The sequence below is a fragment of the Psychrobacter sp. APC 3426 genome, assembly GCF_030408035.1.
Classification (GTDB): domain Bacteria; phylum Pseudomonadota; class Gammaproteobacteria; order Pseudomonadales; family Moraxellaceae; genus Psychrobacter.
In genome coordinates this window covers 1-16,562 of sequence record NZ_JASDCF010000029.1, presented here as the reverse complement: position 1 = coordinate 16,562, position 16,562 = coordinate 1, and the positions used below count along the sequence as shown (strand labels likewise).

Here is a 16,562-nt window from a genome sequence, read left to right as displayed (position 1 = left end):
TAGCTAATTAAGTGGCACCACGCGCATCACCTCTTCTATAGTCGTTACCCCTTCACTGATACGCTTTGCCCCAGATAGGCGCAGTGGTTGCACGCCTTCGCGGTACGCTTGTTGTTTTAGCGTATCCAAATTGGCATCAGCGGCGACCAGCTTTTTGAGCTCATTCGACAATGGCATGATCTCGTACAGACCGACACGGCCTTGATAACCTGTATGGCGACAGTGCTCACAGCCCTGCGCCGTATAAATTTGTGCTGGCACCGCAGCGCGCCAAGGCTGTACCAACTCCTGCCACTGGATAGCTATCTCGCTATCTGACGTGACATCAACTGCTTGCTTGCAATGTGGGCATAATGTACGTAACAAGCGCTGTGCCATCACGCCCAATATAGTTGCCGAAGTCAAAAACGGCTGAATTCCTAAATCATGTAAGCGAGTGATTGAACTGGGTGCATCATTGGTATGCAACGTCGAGAGTACCAAGTGTCCGGTCAGGGATGCCTGCACAGCCATATTGGCGGTTTCAGCATCACGAATCTCACCAACCATAATGATGTCTGGGTCTTGACGCATCAAAGAGCGAATACCATCAGCGAAGTGCAAATCCACCCCTGCATTGACCTGCATTTGGTTAAAAGCTGGCTCAATCATCTCGATAGGATCTTCGATAGTACAGACGTTGACCTGCTCCGTCGCTAGCTGCTTGAGCGTACTGTATAAGGTGGTGGTTTTACCAGAGCCCGTCGGACCGGTGACCAAAATAATGCCGTTTGGATGTGCTGTCAGCTCATGCCAAGTCTCAAGCTGCTTACCCGACAAACCAAGCTGAGCAAACGAGCGCACCAGTACTTCTGGGTCAAATACGCGCATGACCAGCTTTTCGCCAAAAGCAGTCGGCATGGTAGAAAGACGTAGCTCGGTTTCCATCCCATTATGGGTACGTGTTTTTAAGCGACCATCTTGCGGTTTGCGCTTTTCTGCGACGTTAAGACGTCCTAAAATTTTAATACGTGCGGTCACCGCTACTATAATTGCCAGTGGCATCTCATAAACAGTATGCAGCACGCCATCAATTCGAAAGCGTACTTTGCCCGTCTCACGGCGTGGCTCTAAATGAATATCACTCGCGCGCTGCTCAAAGGCATACTGCAGTAACCAATCGACGACTTTGACGATATGTTGATCGTTGGCATCTGGATTGGTATTGTCGCCCAGTTGTAATAAGGCTTCGACATTGGTCACATCAGCTGCCGCACGCTTATGGATACTATTTGCCCCGGCAATCGCTTGCGTGACTTGATAGAACTCTTGCCGATAGCGATTAATCTGCTCAGGATTAATATAAACCGTACGATAGCTTTTAGATTTGATGATTTTTTCGATATTTGAGTGCCAATCCGTATAAAACGGCTGATCGGTACCGATGACCACCTCATCTAACGTGACCTCAATCGGCAAAATATGCTGCGAGCGCGCATACTCAAAAGACATCAGCTGCGTCACTGCCGGCACATCAACCTTTAACGGATCAATACGCACGATTGGCATATCTGCTTTGGCTGCCAGCCATTGATTGAGCCATGCAAGCGTTAATTTATTCTCAGGCTTATTATCAAGCGCATGACCATTTGGCAAACCAAATTCACTAATCGTCAGTAGCGGATGCTGCGCCTTATCACGGCGACTGGTAATCACCAAATTATAGCCACGCTGGTCAATCACCCTATCTGCCAATAATTCATCAAGACACCAACGTAAATCAATTACTATCGAATACTGCTGAGCGGACATATTTTTCTTCTTTTATTATCGGTAAGTGGTGCTTAAAAAGCACCCTACAAGGTCTCATTCACTTCTACAACTGCCATTATTTGTAGCTGCCCTGATTCTATCAACTGAAAACTCACATCCACAGACTTATAGCGCATGACAAAAAGTGTACTTATCTCCGTACGGCGATAGGCTGGACGTGGATCTTGCGCGATTAAGGCTTTTATAGAGTCGATATCAGATTCCAGCAATTGCTTTTGCACCTTGTGGACTAGGCCATCTCTTGAGTTTAGCGGATTTATTGAATTTGTTGAACTCACTGAATTCATTGAATTCATTGAATCTATAAAAAGTAATGCAGCATTTTCCGTACCACTATTTGTGTCATTATTTTTATTATTAGCGTTATCAGATTGCTTTATATTAACCTGCTCTACATTAATCAAAGTCATAAACTGCTCATGAGCAGATTCAGTCATTGTCACATCCAACAGTGTTGGTGCAGTTGGCGCAAAGCCACTCTCTGCATCATCAACAGCATCGCTATAAGCCACATAGGGTTTGATATCGATAATTGGCGTACCATCAATCATATCAGCACCGCTAATGATAAGTAATACGCGACCTTCTACTACCTCGACCCGTTCAAGTTTAACCACAGACAGCCCTAAACCTGAAGGTCGATACATACTGCGACTGGCAAACACCCCTATCTTCTCATTACCGCCTAGCCGTGGTGGTCGTACTTGCGCGCGAAAACTGCTATCCACTTTATTGATATGGCCGTTTTTACTTGCATGACTGGCTTTATTTGCATGGCCGTTTTTATTTATATAGTTATGATGAAACTGCCAGCTAAGCCAAATATGACTAAACGCTTCTAATCCTACAAATGCCGCTGGTGTATCGTAAGGCGCTAGCATTTCAATCACGCTAGTCAGTGCCACCAGGTTTGGTTGTCTTGGCGCTCCAAATTTCTGTGACAGCGGCGCGCGATGATAGCCAATAATTGGCGCATGGTGATAGTCTCCTGACGCACAGTCCTTTATAGAATCGTCTTCTGACACATTGACACCCGACATACAACTTCTCCAAGAGGACTATAGAACAGCTTAAAATATCATTGAGAGAGCGATAAATCAGCTTTGATAAAAAGGCATACGTTAAGATACGAAATTATTTACTAACGATATTCTATTTTATCATGCCACATAATCGCTGCCAGACTGATTTTTATTTTAAAGTTTGGTATTATGAGCGAGAAATTTGATGAGAGCCTTTAGATTTCGTGCCTTTTCATACTCCATTTAGACGCTGCAGGCATCACTGCTCATTTATAATATGGCATACAGTGTTAGAATATCATCCCTTAATTCTGTGAGTAGGTAGGCATTATTTACGAAGTTTTGAATCAAGCGGCAGAATTTAAGCATGCTCTATAACTATAACAACTTTATGGTTTGATAAAACCAAACTCATCGTTTATATCATTGAAAACTTTTATTCCATACCTATTTAAATAGTTTCAAACCGATTAACGTAACAAGACACGTACTAAAAACAACTTATTAACGAGGACTTTATGTCAAAACTTCGCACCGAAACGGTCACAGAGGTTCATCATTGGAATGATTCTCTATTTAGCATCAAAACCACTCGTGACGATGGCTTACGCTTCCGTAATGGTGAGTTTGCGATGATTGGTCTCGCTGTCGATGGCAGACCGCTGTTACGTGCTTACTCAATTGCTAGTCCCAATTACGAAGAGCATTTAGAATTCTTTTCTATCAAAGTACAAGACGGCCCATTGACCTCACGCTTACAGCATATCAAAGTTGGTGACGAGCTATTGGTTAGTAAAAAACCAACAGGTACGTTGGTATTAGACGATTTACTGCCAGGTAAACATCTATACATGCTATCGACTGGTACTGGACTTGCGCCGTTCTTAGCCTTGTCACGTGACCCTGAAGTGTATGAGCGCTTTGACAAAATTATTTTGGTACATGGGGTCCGTCATGTAGATGATTTGGCGTATCGTGATATGTTCGAAAACGAGCTACCAAATGATGAAATATTTGGTGAATGGTACCGCGAAAAGTTCATTTACTATCCAACGGTCACGCGTGAAGAGTTTAGAAACACGGGACGCGTCACCGACTTAATGAAATCAGGTAAACTGTTTGAAGATATCGGGTTACCACCGATGAACAAAGACGACGATCGTGTGATGCTGTGTGGTAGCATGCCATTTAACGCAGAGGTTTCAGAGATATTAGACGGCTTTGGTCTTACTGTGTCACCACGTATGGGTGTGCAAGCGGATTATGCGGTTGAACGTGCTTTCGTGGGATAGGTGGCATTAGAGTAAATCACAACATTTTAGTATTTACTCATAAAACAGAAAATTTATATTAAATAATTCTTGACGGCTAAGAATAGGCTGCTATAATACGCAGCCTATACAGAGTTAACCCTGTAGCCCAATTCGATAAAGTTCAACTTCTCTTGAACAAACTTTATCACCTAACACGCCGGTGTGATGGAATTGGTAGACATGACGGATTCAAAATCCGTTGCCTTTAAAAGCGTGTCGGTTCAAGTCCGACCACCGGTACCATTATTTAGTAACAATCAAGCCTCCTAATTTGGAGGTTTTTTTGTGCGCTTAATTATATCTTTAATGTCGCTCTTTTTGCTTACATCTCTATCTCATAGGGCATGACTGCCGATATCTTTATTGGTACAGCATACGCCCATGGCGTGCCAGCACTACAGTAAAAGTACCCCTTTCGATATGCCACAATATACGCGGTAAAATCATTACCACAATGATCCATCATTGCATGCTCATCACTTTCATCACAAACTGCACACCAGACTTTTTTATCACCTCGGGCTAGCATCGCTCGTGTTAAATCACTCCCTTTTAAACCGTTATTCATCATTAGCTCCTTAGTCTTCATACACCATTGCAACAACTTCTTTTAAATGGCGAATTTTACCAACGCTCTACATCCAAGCATGGCTTGAGCTATAAACAACGTCTTTTTTTGTTTGAAAAACAGGCTCTTAAGACGTTGCTTATCCCTTCAACAGTCGTTTATTTCTGTCAATACTCTAGTGTAAGACGTTAGAATGAAAACAGTAACATGAAAAAATAACATTCATGACTAACGGTAATTTTTTTAGGATAAACGGCTATATAAATTAGTTATCCTTAATAAATAACACAGTTTAAATAAATAATACTTGTTTTTTATTGCTTAAATGTACGTCATAGTAAAAAACTTTAGGCTGATAATGAGAATTAAGTTCGTTAAATATCATGATTTAAGCCTCAAATAATAAGCATAGAACTGGTACTGAAACGACTTGAATAACTGAGGTAAAATAAACATCATGACAGCCTCTATTAATCCCTCTCCTCGTAAAATCATTCATATAGATATGGATGCTTTTTACGCCAGTGTTGAACAGCGTGACTTCCCTGAGCTGCGTGGCAAACCCCTAGTTGTCGGCGGTGATCCCAGTGGTCGTGGTGTGGTTGCCGCAGCAAGTTATGAAGTGCGAAAATTTGGTGTACGTTCAGCAATGTCTTGCTATGAAGCACGCAAACGTTGTCCAGAAGTGATATTCGTACGACCACGTTTTGAGGTGTATCGCGCGGTAAGCGGCGATATCCGCCAGCTTATGTATCGTTTAACACCCCATGTTGAGCCTTTATCGTTAGATGAAGCATATCTTGATGTCACTGGTCTAAAAAATCATAAAGGCTCAGCGACATTAATGGCTAACTGGCTACGGGCACAGATTTTGGAACACACCGGGCTCACCGCTTCGGCTGGCGTCTCATTTAATAAAATGCTGGCCAAGATTGCCTCTGATATTAACAAACCCAATGGCACAGCGATTATCACGCCTGCTGATGCCGATGCATTCATCAGCACGCTACCAATTGAGCGTTTTCATGGCATTGGTAAGGCAACTGCTAAGCGTCTGCATGCCATGGGTGTCAGTAATGGCGCTGACCTGCGTCGCATGCCCGCTGCGACATTGGTACAGGAATTTGGCAAGCGCGGACAGTTTTATCATGATATTGCACATGGTCGTGATGAGCGTGCCGTCAAATCTGAGCGCACCCATAAATCTGTCGGCTCGGAGACCACTTTTAGGGACAATCTAAGTGATGACAATATGCTAAAGCTACAAATCTATGAGCAAAATGAGGATGCATTCAATCAATTGCAAAAAAAACAGCTCATTGCCTATACCATTACCTTAAAAGTGAAGTATGCAGACTTTACCCAAATTACTCGCTCGCATACGTTATCGACTGCTTTTGATAGTGCTGAATCTGCACATTACTGGTTAGACAGGCTATTTATGGACATTCCTCGCACTCTGCCTATTCGCCTAGTCGGCGTCACATTCTCTTCATTAACCCCTGCTACTCAACAACTGCCTCAGTTAAATTTGTTTGAGTGGTAATGCAGTACGTTTTGAAAATGCACAAACATTCTCTATTAGTGCCATGGTTGAGTGTTTAGCATCTCTCACTGCCATGAATGATATTTTTTCGAAAACTTGCCTATAGTCAAAATATCCTAAAAACGCTACGGTATTGCTGATATCAATTTTTTGTAGCCTCTGTCTGCGCAGGCACAGCAAGCAAGAAAAATTGATATCAGCAGCACGTGATGTATCGATATTACTTTTCACTTACTATATATAATGGCATTCGCAAAATAATGCTTAGGCTATTTCTAGTATCACTTTTTACCTAACATTATTAAACTTTATGCACTACGGTCATCTATTAAGCCATGCGCTCATCGTGTCATTTCTGCTACAATTACCTCAAAACCCATCCCTATTTAAAGACTGATTATGACCCACTCTCAAGCTGCAAATCCTATAGATAGTTCTATGATTGACATTAATAAAAAAAATAGCGCAGACTATCTGAGTGTTGATGATTATGACTACGATTTACCTGACAGCCTAATAGCACGCTATCCATTGGCGCAGCGCTCTGCATCAAAGCTACTTTATTTACCAGCTAATGAGCAAAGTCATAATCAGAGTAATACTCAAAGTAATAGCCCTCTGATAGAAGACCGCTTGTTCTCTGAATTGCCAGACTTACTAAATGCAGGAGATTTGATTGTCTTTAATGACACCAAGGTTATGAAAGCGCGCCTGTTTGGGCAAAAAGATACGGGCGGTAAGATTGAAGTCCTGATTGAGCGTTTGGTGGGTATCGCAGACTTGGATGTAGAGGCTCTACAGTTACAAACGACAGATAATCAAACAGTGAACCAAGAGCATATTGCCCTCTGTCATGTTAAGGCGAGCAAAGCGCTTAAGTTGGGGCAACGTTTGTCGCTCGCTGATGGTCATATGAATGCTGTGATGATTGGTCGTCAAGATAACCTGTTTATCTTATCCTTTGATGCACCCATTCTCCCTCATTTAGAGCTGTATGGTGAACTGCCCATTCCGCCCTATTTTGAACGTCATGCAGATGAGACCGACAACACCCGTTATCAAACTGTCTTTCATGACCCAAGCAAACTCGCTAGTGTGGCAGCACCTACCGCAAGCTTACACTTCGATGATTCAGTGCTTAATAAGCTTGCAGAAAAAGGCATTAATACAGCTTTTGTGACTTTGCATGTGGGCGCTGGTACCTTTGCCCCTGTCAAGACCGACAACTTGCTAAATCACACCATGCACAGCGAATATGCGCATTTACCGCAAACAACGGCAGACCTTATTAATGAGACTCATGCAAATGGTAAGCAGGTCATCGCTATTGGCACAACCGTTACCCGCGTCCTAGAAACCGCTTATCAAAAGACAGCCGTTAATGGGCAAACTTTATCAAGCTGGTCAGGCGATACTGATATATTCATCTACCCAGGATTTAAATTTGGTGTCATCGATAAATTATTGACCAATTTTCATTTGCCTAAATCAACACTATTAATGCTAGTGTCGGCTTTTTCTGGGAAAGCGTGTATAGAGAGTGCTTACCACCATGCCATCAATGAGCAGTATCGTTTCTTCAGCTACGGCGATGCAATGTTGCTGGATAAGCAAGCCAATTAAACATTAGACAAACATTCTATGCATTGGTCATAACAGTTGTGAAATAAACTGGTAAACTAAAGCAGATTTTGTTATAACAGCAAAGATAACTTATATTCTAAGGGCTGCATATGTCTTGTCATTTATCTCATCGTTTGAGCCACGTACATCGCGCGGTATCGGTGGCATTGCTTTGTTCTATCAGCTACGCAGCCCTAGTCTCTTCTGCACAAGCTGTCACGATTGGCAAGACGGTGGTGACATCTGCCCAGCATGAGCCATTAGCTGCCAGTATTGCTGTGACTGATATTAGAGCCGCTGATTTTTCAGCCAGTTTGGCAAACCCGATTATCTATCAGCAAATGGGATTGACACCAACTGACTCGATGACCGTGCGTTTTAAGCCGACATCAGCGACCAGCGGTCAGGTATATATCACCACCTCAAAGCCTGTTTCCAAGCCTTTTGCAGACTTGGTTTTAAACATCAATGATAATGGTCAACAAAATGTAGTCCCTAAAACATTATTGATGCCACTCGATGCCAGTCAGCCTATTGATACGACCAAAAACATCGTCACTGGCGCCAAAAAGCCCAACTTACCAACTGTGTCCACCAGTAATGCCAAACCGCTAACTGTCAGAAAAGGGGCACCGCCACCACTGATATCAGCACCAAAACACTCAGGCTCTGAGCCAACGAGTACTTTATTAGCAGTTAAACAGCCAGCGCCTAGCATGCAAGCAAAGATTCAGGCGCCTAGTACGTCCGCAAACTTGCCAGTAACGGTCGCTCCTGCCCCTGTATCCTCAAATAACAATCTGGTGTATACCCCTAGTCGCCTAGATAATGGGCGTTTGGGCAATAGCTTTGATATAAAAAACACTATCGAAAATGCTAACGATGGCTCAAACAATAAAAGCACCCTTAGTACAGCAAGCCGCTTAGACACTGGTCGCTTAGGTGCAAGTAGCAATAGCACTTCACTTGACACTACAACTGACAACACTTTGAGCGCGGCTGACCTTGTTGAAGCGAATACTGCCAGTGATAAATCTGCTGCCTATAATAAAACACTTGTAGCGGATAGCAGTAAGGCGCCTGCAGCAATCACCGACCAACAGCTTGATATCTTAAATATCCAAGTCACTCGTCAAATACAGCCAAGTAATAAGAAAAATACTGACGCAAATGGTTTGGTTGCTGCTGCTCCCATTGTACAAAAAACGCAACAAACAACAGATAGCGACATAGCAGGCGATACAAAGAACACTAACGATAGCAGTATCGTCACGCAAGCGGTAGGCAGTAACATACCAGCGAATACAGTTGCACCTGCTACCTCTCCTACAACAAGCACCAACACGAGTCGCACAACGGTGTCTCAATATCAGGTACAACGTAACGATAGTTTATGGGTTATTGCGCAGCAAATCGCACAAGAAAACAATTTAGACGTTCCGACGGTGATGAAGCAGATTCAAGCTCAGAACCCTGACGCTTTTATTAATAAAGATGCCAATCACTTAAAAGCTGATGCCAAGCTTAACTTGCCTAATTATGACGTCCTACCTTCACAGAAAAACCTAGAGACAGCTATCAGCGCACAAAAACAAAGAAGCCGCAGAGCGAATACCCCTATCATAGAAAAGACTGCACCCAGAAAGGCAGAGTCTAAAACACCTAAGCAGAAATCCGAGGTAGCAAAAGCAGCTCAACGCATCGAAAAGCCAGTCATCACAAAAACTCAAACGCTACCAAAAGCACAGTTTTCAGTACTGGCACCTGGCAGTGATGGCAGTGCAGATGGCACTCAGGCGAAATCAGCAGCAAAAACAGGTAATGGTCTCAGCACAGATATACTAGCCACCTTAAAGGCATCAAGACAAGGAACAGCGTCACAAGCTAAGCGCCTATCCAAGACAAGCAGTGCACTCGACAGCTATACTAGAAAGCTTCAATTACAAAATCAAAAATTGGCAGAGCTGCAAGCTCGTCTCAAAAAACTACGCAATCAATAATTGCCTGACAGATCAGTGCAGTGTGCTGTGATCGTAGGCGTGGGAGTTACAATGAATAATATGCTATACATCGTCGCCGGCTTGGTGATTGTATTACTAATCGCCGTTTTGGTTATGCGTAAGAATAAAGCGCAGAAACCTTCGGCTCAACCTTATGTGAAGTCAGGTAGAAATGCAACGACGCCAACACCAATGCCAAGAACTGGTGGCTCCCTCCAAGACAGCGTGACGGGCGAAACTAAGTTTGACCCTATTACCATCGCTCAGCGTTTTATGGACCAACAACGATATGACAAAGCGATTGAAACAATTAACCGTGGTCTACGTGAAAAACCTAATGATGGTCCGTTATCCCTTAAGTTGCTAAGCATATACGCGACCATCAATGAGTCAGAGAACTTCAATAAGGTTTATGATTCTATCAAAACTCAAAACGACCCAAAAAGCATCGCATTGGCTGATGAGTTAAAGACATTGTTTTTTGAGGAACAAAACCAGTTAGTTGAGCCAGAAGCATCTATACATGAAAAAACCAACTTTGAAAGCATAGATTTCGACTTACCTGTTAATAAAGCCAACGGCACAAATAATTTGTCTGACAGTGATGTTATTAGCAACCATGCCCCTTTGAGTACACCTACCGAAAACGCAACCTTCTCAGATGATTATGCGCAAGCGGATACCACTGCGGACAACAGTAATAACGACTTTGACTTGACGCTAAGCGATTTAGAAGATGATCTAAATGAGTCTGATGATATTACCTTATCTAGTGCGACACCCGTCACGACACTGGATATCGCTGATGATGAAAGTCTATCTATAACGACCAATGACAATCCAGCAACCGTTGAAGATACCGATTTAAGCGATTTCGATTTTGACTTTGATGCAACGACAGAAGACACCAATCCAGTCGAATCTCCTGTCGCTGCAGATACCGCTCACAATGCTAATGCAGAGATAACATTAGAAGACGAAGGTTTTGTTTTAGATTTTGACGACTTAGCAACTGATGTAGATGCAGATGTAGCCAGCACTACTAGCGAGAGTATCTATACCGAACAGGCAGTCGATGTTGATAACAACGATGATGACTTTACTTTATCTTTAGATAGCCTTGAAGAATCAGACAACCTAGTTAAAGCAGACAGCCTAGATGAAGCAAATGATCTAGAGATGGTATTGGAAAGTGAAGAACCTGCTCTCGAAGAGCTTGCTGTTGAAGAAACTGCTTCTGACACGAATAACGATATTGATAACTTTGTCCTTGAAGATATCGACTTTGAAGAACAATCCATTGCTGATAGCACTATCGAGGAGGCGCCAACAGTCGCATCTAGTACAGCACCTGCCAGCCCGTTACTGTTCGATGATAACACTCTTATCGACGATGATTTTGATTTTGACTCTTTATCTGATGCTTCTGAACCAGTTAACACCGCTGCGCCAGTGGACACTGAGACTAAGGATATCACTGACGAAAGTACTGAATCAGCAGAAGACTTTTCATCGCGTTTTGCAGCAGACTTTGACTTTGTAAAATCGTTAGATAGCAATCAGGTCACACTGGATTTGGCAGGTCAATATTTGCAATTGGGCGAATATGACAGCGCCAAACGCTTATTAAATGAGGTGATGACTCAGGGTACTAGCGAACAACAAAGCCAAGCACAAATCCTGCTAGATCGCACTGCATAAAAGGCATCTCCTTTTCTAATCAGCAAGTATTCTATAATCCTCTGAATACTTGCTGATTTTTTTTGCATTTACCCTTTATACTATCTATCATTAATTATCCTCTCCTTTCTTATTACTCTTTTATTGTGCTGATATTATGCCTGCCTCCGCTATGAAAAATACATCAAACGACCCTATAACACTCATTTACGCTGGAGGTACTTTTGGTAGCTACGGGCGACCATTGGCACCATTATCGGCAGACGTTTTTTTACCGACCTTACAGCAGCTACTCACTGAGCAAGACAATGCTGATCATTTGCCCAAGATAGCGTGGCATGATAACACATTGATTAAAGACAGCAGCCAGCTTACTCCTCTAGACTTTGTACATTTTTATCAGCTCTTGCTCGCAGCTTACGCACAAGGCAACAGGCGTTTTGTGCTCATCACTGGTACTGACACGTTAAGTTATTTGGGTGCATTTTTAGCAGAAGCATTTGCTGGGAGTGATATCTGTGTGGTCGTCACCGGCAGTATGCGTCCCTTGTTAGACAGTGAAATGCTGCACGCCTATAACATTGACGCACACAGCGACGCATGGGATAACCTCACCGATTCATTAAAACTGGCGGCAGCTGGTGAATCAGGCGTAAAAATTGGTTTTGGCGGTGAATCTTGGCCTGCGCAAACGGTGCAAAAAATTCACAGTCATGACCTTATGGCCTTTACAGGTCATTCGCGAGCGGCTTATCCTGCCAATAGTTATGTAAGAGACCTACCAGATATTCGTCGTCAACATTGGCTAGATGACCAACAAGAAGTGGTTGGCAATATTACTGTTCTTGCTGAACAGGCACGTATTCATGCACTATACTGCTTACCAAATGACACTGAGGTGATGAGCAACCAGCTACTGGCATTATTATCGCAACCACCGTGCGGCATTATATTGTTGGGATTTGGCGCAGGGAATGTCCCTTATTCAGAAACGCTAGCAGAGTCATTAGAGCTTGCCTATCAAAAAGGTCATATAGTGGTCTGTGCTAGCCAGTCTCCATTTGGTGGTGTCAGCGATAGCTATGCTGCGGGTAGTTGGCAATACGACCATCACGTAATCAGTGGCGGACGTTTGACGATTCCAGCTATCTACGCACGGCTGTTATGGTTACTGCTTCGTTATGACAGTCCAGCAAGACGCCGTCAGCGTTGGCTCAATAATGTCAGTCAGGCTGGTACGACCATCAAAAAACGTTAGACTATTCTTCAATATATCTACGCTATCAGCGCCAATAGTAAAATACCCAATACGAGAATGCCGAATACCACCCATGTCTGAGATTAACATGTCCAAGTCCGAGATCAATAATATTGAAGTTGGAACTCCCCCAACCTACACCTTAGCCATTGCGATTGAGTTTTTGGGTACGCATTATCATGGCTGGCAGCGACAGCGAGAAGTACTGGGTGTACAAGAAGCCTTAGAGACCGCTATTGGTAAGGTTGCTAATGAGACGGTTGAGGTTGTCGCAGCTGGGCGTACGGATGCCAGCGTCCATGCCAGCAATATGATTGCTCATTTCACCACCCACGCCTATCGCCCTACTCATAATTGGCTGCGCGGTGTCAATAGTCTCTTGCCTGATGATATTGCCCTACGCTGGATTCAACCGATGCCAGCTGATTTCCACGCACGTTTTGGTGCTATTGCCCGTCGTTATCGGTATATCACGCTCAACCAAGCACAGCGCCCTGCTATCTTAAATCACCAAGTGACTCACATCTATGAGCCGCTTGACTTAGCCGAGATGCAACTGGCGGCGGCTGACATTGTTGGTACCCATGATTTTAGTAGCTACCGTGCCGCAGCCTGTCAGTCCAACCAACCTATACGCTCAGTCAGTCATGCTAGGCTTTTTGCTCATGGTCAGTTTATTGTTTTTGATATTCAAGCGGATGGCTTTTTGCATCATATGGTGCGCAATTTGATGGGCACTTTATATGCCATTGGTCGGCATGAGTTACAGCCAAGTGATTTTTTGAATATCTTAGCCAAAAAAGACCGTACCATTGCACCGCCAACGGCTTCTGGCGATGGCCTATACTTCATCAATGCCTACTATCCTCAGCACTTTCAACAATTACTGCCAAAGGCGCCGTTAACCCCTATTTGGCTAAATCTGCCTGATTAAGTCAATATATTCTGGCATACATATCAGTTACAGACTGTCAAGCAAAAACGGGGTTCTGTATTGCTTTAATCCCCTAAGTTACGTATAATATGGGCTTATTTTTAATTGATTGATATAAATTATGGCAAAAGACGATATTATTGAATTTGAAGGCGAAGTCATTGATACCCTTCCTAATACTTTGTTCAAAGTTCGTTTAGAAAACGGACATGAAATCATTGCGCACATCTCTGGTAAGATGCGTAAGCATTACATCCGTATCCTAACGGGTGATAAAGTTAAGGTTGAGATGACGCCTTATGACCTGTCAAAAGGTCGCATCACTTACCGTGGTAAAACCTAAGCGATGACTTATTAATAAGCCGTTATTCGCTGAGATGGTTATAAAAGCATTTATATGAATGCTTGGGTGGTTTAACTGATAATAATAATGAAAATGCTAACCTGCTCATTATTGCCTATCAATGTTTCAGTTGCATATCGTGAACTGCTTATTCCACGTTAGTTTATCACTCCTATACAGTGGTTGTTTTTAGACGTATTTATCCTATAAAACAGCTACCAGAAAAAACACCGCTAATATTAGCGGTGTTTTTTTGTTTGGCTTTCAGGTTTTGTTTTTTGCAATTGTAACTTCTAGCTTTTTAGCTTTCTTTTATAACCACTTTGGTAAAACTAAGCCTTCTATTTCAACTAACAATACCTCAAGTGACAATATGTCAATTAGCCATTTAACCCAACAATCTATTTGAACTCGACGGTGGCACCATTTTCGATAACACCTAACAGTGCCAGTGCATCCCAGTTAGTGAGACGCACGCAACCTGCTGATGCCTGACGACTGATACGTTCAGGATCAGGTGAACCATGAATGCCATAAGACGGCTTGCTTAGACCTATCCATACAGAACCAACTGGATTATTAGGACCTGGTGGGATAATAGACTTACTACCATCACTGCCGCTGTAGGTATAGTTGGGCTCATGTACCTTTACCTCTACGGTATGCGTGCCTGTTGGGGATGGTGTTGCTGTACTGCCCACTGTCGTCGGATAACTGGCAATCAAGTTATTGTTACTATCATAAGCGTACAACGTTTGCGTGCTTTTATCTGCAACCACGCGGCTGACAGGTTTGGTATTAGGGTTGCCAGGATTATAGACCGTGATTGTCTCGCCAGCACTAAAACTGGCGTTGGGATTTAGCGCTTTGAGATATTTTTCACTGATGTGGAACTTTTCTGCCAGTGCTTCGGTTAGGCTCTCATAGTACATGCCATCCAGTTCAGCTTTCGCTTCTGCGCCAGCGGGGATGTTGATGGTTTTTACATCGATATCAGCATCAGTCAGTTGATAGCTGACCAGTACTGGCTGCGCCATCAACTTCTCATTTTTGGTCAGCGCCTGCCATGTTTCATTGTTTAGGTTATCAGTAACACTCAGACCATTTGCTTTTTGAAAGGCTTGCATTGCTTTACGGGTATTTTTGCCCCAATAGCCATCAACGGCACCGACGCCACTGTGATGCCAGTTTAGTAGCGCTTGCAGTTTAGTGCCGATGTTGCGGTCGATGTTAGTACCTTCTTGCCAAGTGGCAGTATTTATCTTTTGTGCCACTGTTGGCAAATTGTCGGTGGTATATTTAATAGTCGGTAAAAACTTATTCAAGGATGTGGCAGCTTTACTATTACCTGCAATTTTTTGGCTGACACCATTAGTTACTGGGCTAGTATCTTTGGCATTGCTAGCGTTATCTTTATTGACAGCGTTGGTCGTGGCGTTGCTTGCAATATTTGCACCATCATTAGTTGCAGCAATGCTTTGGCTCATAAAAACAGCCGTAGACAGACCAATGGCAGCGACTGCTTTGCTGATTTTCGTTAATTGAAACATGTAACGCTCCTAATATAGTTATCGTTAAATTCTTATAATTGGTATTTTTATCTAAAAACTTTATCACTCACAAAACGTGTGCTGATCGATCTATGCTCGATCATTCAATCGCGCCCTAATAACCCAATTTTAGGCACATTCTTGTTGCTAAATTATTGACCTGATTCTCACTGCTAAAAATCGCATGAACGATAAAAGCTATGGGCTTGTTTATAAGTGAACCATAGTGCCATATCCCGCTGTGAGCATATAACGGCTTTCTGTTAAAAAAACGAGCATTGTGCAGTCTCTCTGTTAATGCCAATTTTCAGTTTAGCGAAATTTTCTATACAGGAAGTACTACGAACTGTAATTATATGAACTACCGACCACCTAAAGAGGTGGCGGTTTCTTAGGTAATACCCATACTTGATACGATGTTTTGTATCAGCGGTTAGGCAAATGGACTAAGCTAACCCCGTCGCACCGACGGTTTTGATTGTTGCCAACTTCAATCCTTCGTTTAGGATATTGATACTGGCGTTGATGTCTCTATCATTGTCCTGCAAGCAACTTGGGCAATTCCATGTCCTCACCTGTAATGGTAGCTCAGCCTTAGTCAGCACATGAGCGCACCCTGAGCAGGTTTTAGAAGATGGATACCATCGGTCTATTTTCACCAGCGTTTTGCCGTACCAGTCCGCTTTATAAGCCAGCATGGTGGTAAACGCTGACCATGAGCTGTCTGATATGGCTTTAGCTAACTTTTTATTCTTAACCATGCCTTTGACGTTCAAGTCCTCAATGGCAATCACATCGTGGTTTTTGATGAGAGTGAATGAGAGTTTGTGTAGAAAGTCTTTTCGGATATTGGTTATTTTTTCATATACCTTAGCGACTTTAACTTTTTGCTTTTGATAGTTGCGGCTGTCAG

At 43.0% G+C, this 16,562-nt stretch carries 13 protein-coding genes and 1 tRNA gene; 9 read left to right on the top strand and 5 right to left on the bottom strand.

The annotated features are described in order from the left end of the window. Window positions 1–3: 3 nt before the first annotated feature. The gene (locus QL919_RS12070; RefSeq protein WP_290189736.1) at window positions 4–1,791 is read right to left on the bottom strand and encodes a GspE/PulE family protein; all 1,788 of its coding nucleotides are present in this window, start codon (window positions 1,789–1,791) and stop codon (window positions 4–6) included. Between the two features lie 44 nt (window positions 1,792–1,835). Continuing rightward, window positions 1,836–2,852 (bottom strand): tRNA (N6-threonylcarbamoyladenosine(37)-N6)-methyltransferase TrmO, encoded by a 1,017-nt coding sequence (gene tsaA, locus QL919_RS12065; protein ID WP_290189735.1) that lies wholly within the window; start codon window positions 2,850–2,852, stop codon window positions 1,836–1,838. 500 nt (window positions 2,853–3,352) lie between these two features. On the opposite strand from tsaA, the gene QL919_RS12060 reads away from it, so the two are divergent. Together QL919_RS12060 and QL919_RS12055 are read left to right on the top strand one after the other, a co-directional pair. Next, window positions 3,353–4,126, top strand: a complete 774-nt coding sequence (locus tag QL919_RS12060; protein WP_290189734.1) for a ferredoxin--NADP reductase — start codon at window positions 3,353–3,355, stop codon at window positions 4,124–4,126. Window positions 4,127–4,303: 177 nt separating this feature from the next. Continuing rightward, window positions 4,304–4,390, top strand: a tRNA-Leu gene (locus QL919_RS12055). Window positions 4,391–4,469: 79 nt separating this feature from the next. Here QL919_RS12055 and QL919_RS12050 read toward each other — a convergent pair. After that, a complete protein-coding gene (locus tag QL919_RS12050; protein WP_290189733.1) occupies window positions 4,470–4,715 on the bottom strand; it encodes a hypothetical protein in 246 nt (81 codons plus the stop codon). A gap of 457 nt (window positions 4,716–5,172) precedes the next feature. On the opposite strand from QL919_RS12050, the gene dinB reads away from it, so the two are divergent. The 7 genes from dinB (at window position 5,173) to infA (ending at window position 14,099) form a co-directional block, all read left to right on the top strand. Continuing rightward, complete coding sequence (gene dinB, locus QL919_RS12045) at window positions 5,173–6,261, top strand: DNA polymerase IV (protein WP_290189732.1); 1,089 nt, start codon at window positions 5,173–5,175, stop codon at window positions 6,259–6,261. A 438-nt stretch (window positions 6,262–6,699) separates the two neighbouring features. Continuing rightward, a complete protein-coding gene (gene queA, locus QL919_RS12040; protein WP_290189760.1) occupies window positions 6,700–7,884 on the top strand; it encodes a tRNA preQ1(34) S-adenosylmethionine ribosyltransferase-isomerase QueA in 1,185 nt (394 codons plus the stop codon). Window positions 7,885–7,994: 110 nt separating this feature from the next. Beyond that, a complete protein-coding gene (locus tag QL919_RS12035; protein ID WP_290189731.1) occupies window positions 7,995–9,884 on the top strand; it encodes a peptigoglycan-binding protein LysM in 1,890 nt (629 codons plus the stop codon). Window positions 9,885–9,935: 51 nt separating this feature from the next. Continuing rightward, complete coding sequence (locus tag QL919_RS12030) at window positions 9,936–11,585, top strand: FimV/HubP family polar landmark protein (RefSeq protein ID WP_290189730.1); 1,650 nt, start codon at window positions 9,936–9,938, stop codon at window positions 11,583–11,585. Window positions 11,586–11,736: 151 nt separating this feature from the next. Next, window positions 11,737–12,822: an asparaginase gene (locus tag QL919_RS12025; RefSeq protein ID WP_290189729.1), complete on the top strand. Its 1,086-nt coding sequence runs from the start codon at window positions 11,737–11,739 to the stop codon at window positions 12,820–12,822. An 88-nt stretch (window positions 12,823–12,910) separates the two neighbouring features. Continuing rightward, the gene (truA, locus tag QL919_RS12020) at window positions 12,911–13,756 is read left to right on the top strand and encodes a tRNA pseudouridine(38-40) synthase TruA (protein WP_290189728.1); all 846 of its coding nucleotides are present in this window, start codon (window positions 12,911–12,913) and stop codon (window positions 13,754–13,756) included. A gap of 121 nt (window positions 13,757–13,877) precedes the next feature. Then, window positions 13,878–14,099 carry a translation initiation factor IF-1 gene (gene infA, locus QL919_RS12015; RefSeq protein ID WP_227674517.1) on the top strand — a complete coding sequence of 74 codons (222 nt, stop codon included), beginning with the start codon at window positions 13,878–13,880 and terminating at the stop codon, window positions 14,097–14,099. Window positions 14,100–14,500: 401 nt separating this feature from the next. Here the strand turns inward: infA and QL919_RS12010 are convergent, their stop codons facing one another. Both QL919_RS12010 and QL919_RS12005 read right to left on the bottom strand, forming a co-directional pair. Continuing rightward, the gene (locus tag QL919_RS12010) at window positions 14,501–15,649 is read right to left on the bottom strand and encodes a L,D-transpeptidase family protein (protein WP_290189727.1); all 1,149 of its coding nucleotides are present in this window, start codon (window positions 15,647–15,649) and stop codon (window positions 14,501–14,503) included. A gap of 446 nt (window positions 15,650–16,095) precedes the next feature. Then, on the bottom strand, window positions 16,096–16,562 hold a 467-nt coding region (locus tag QL919_RS12005), incomplete at its 5' end, for an RNA-guided endonuclease TnpB family protein (protein WP_290189726.1).

Bases quoted from the DNA above. Each gene is read 5' to 3' on its own strand.
- dinB (WP_290189732.1), top strand. From the start codon at position 5,173: ATGACAGCCTCTATTAATCCCTCTCCTCGTAAAATCATTCATATAGAT.
- QL919_RS12025 (WP_290189729.1), top strand. From the start codon at position 11,737: ATGAAAAATACATCAAACGACCCTATAACACTCATTTACGCTGGAGGT.
- queA (WP_290189760.1), top strand. From the start codon at position 6,700: ATGATTGACATTAATAAAAAAAATAGCGCAGACTATCTGAGTGTTGAT.
- tsaA (WP_290189735.1), bottom strand. From the start codon at position 2,852: ATGTCGGGTGTCAATGTGTCAGAAGACGATTCTATAAAGGACTGTGCG.
- QL919_RS12050 (WP_290189733.1), bottom strand. From the start codon at position 4,715: ATGAATAACGGTTTAAAAGGGAGTGATTTAACACGAGCGATGCTAGCC.
- QL919_RS12060 (WP_290189734.1), top strand. From the start codon at position 3,353: ATGTCAAAACTTCGCACCGAAACGGTCACAGAGGTTCATCATTGGAAT.
- infA (WP_227674517.1), top strand. From the start codon at position 13,878: ATGGCAAAAGACGATATTATTGAATTTGAAGGCGAAGTCATTGATACC.
- QL919_RS12035 (WP_290189731.1), top strand. From the start codon at position 7,995: ATGTCTTGTCATTTATCTCATCGTTTGAGCCACGTACATCGCGCGGTA.
- QL919_RS12070 (WP_290189736.1), bottom strand. From the start codon at position 1,791: ATGTCCGCTCAGCAGTATTCGATAGTAATTGATTTACGTTGGTGTCTT.
- QL919_RS12030 (WP_290189730.1), top strand. From the start codon at position 9,936: ATGAATAATATGCTATACATCGTCGCCGGCTTGGTGATTGTATTACTA.
- truA (WP_290189728.1), top strand. From the start codon at position 12,911: ATGTCCAAGTCCGAGATCAATAATATTGAAGTTGGAACTCCCCCAACC.
- QL919_RS12010 (WP_290189727.1), bottom strand. From the start codon at position 15,649: ATGTTTCAATTAACGAAAATCAGCAAAGCAGTCGCTGCCATTGGTCTG.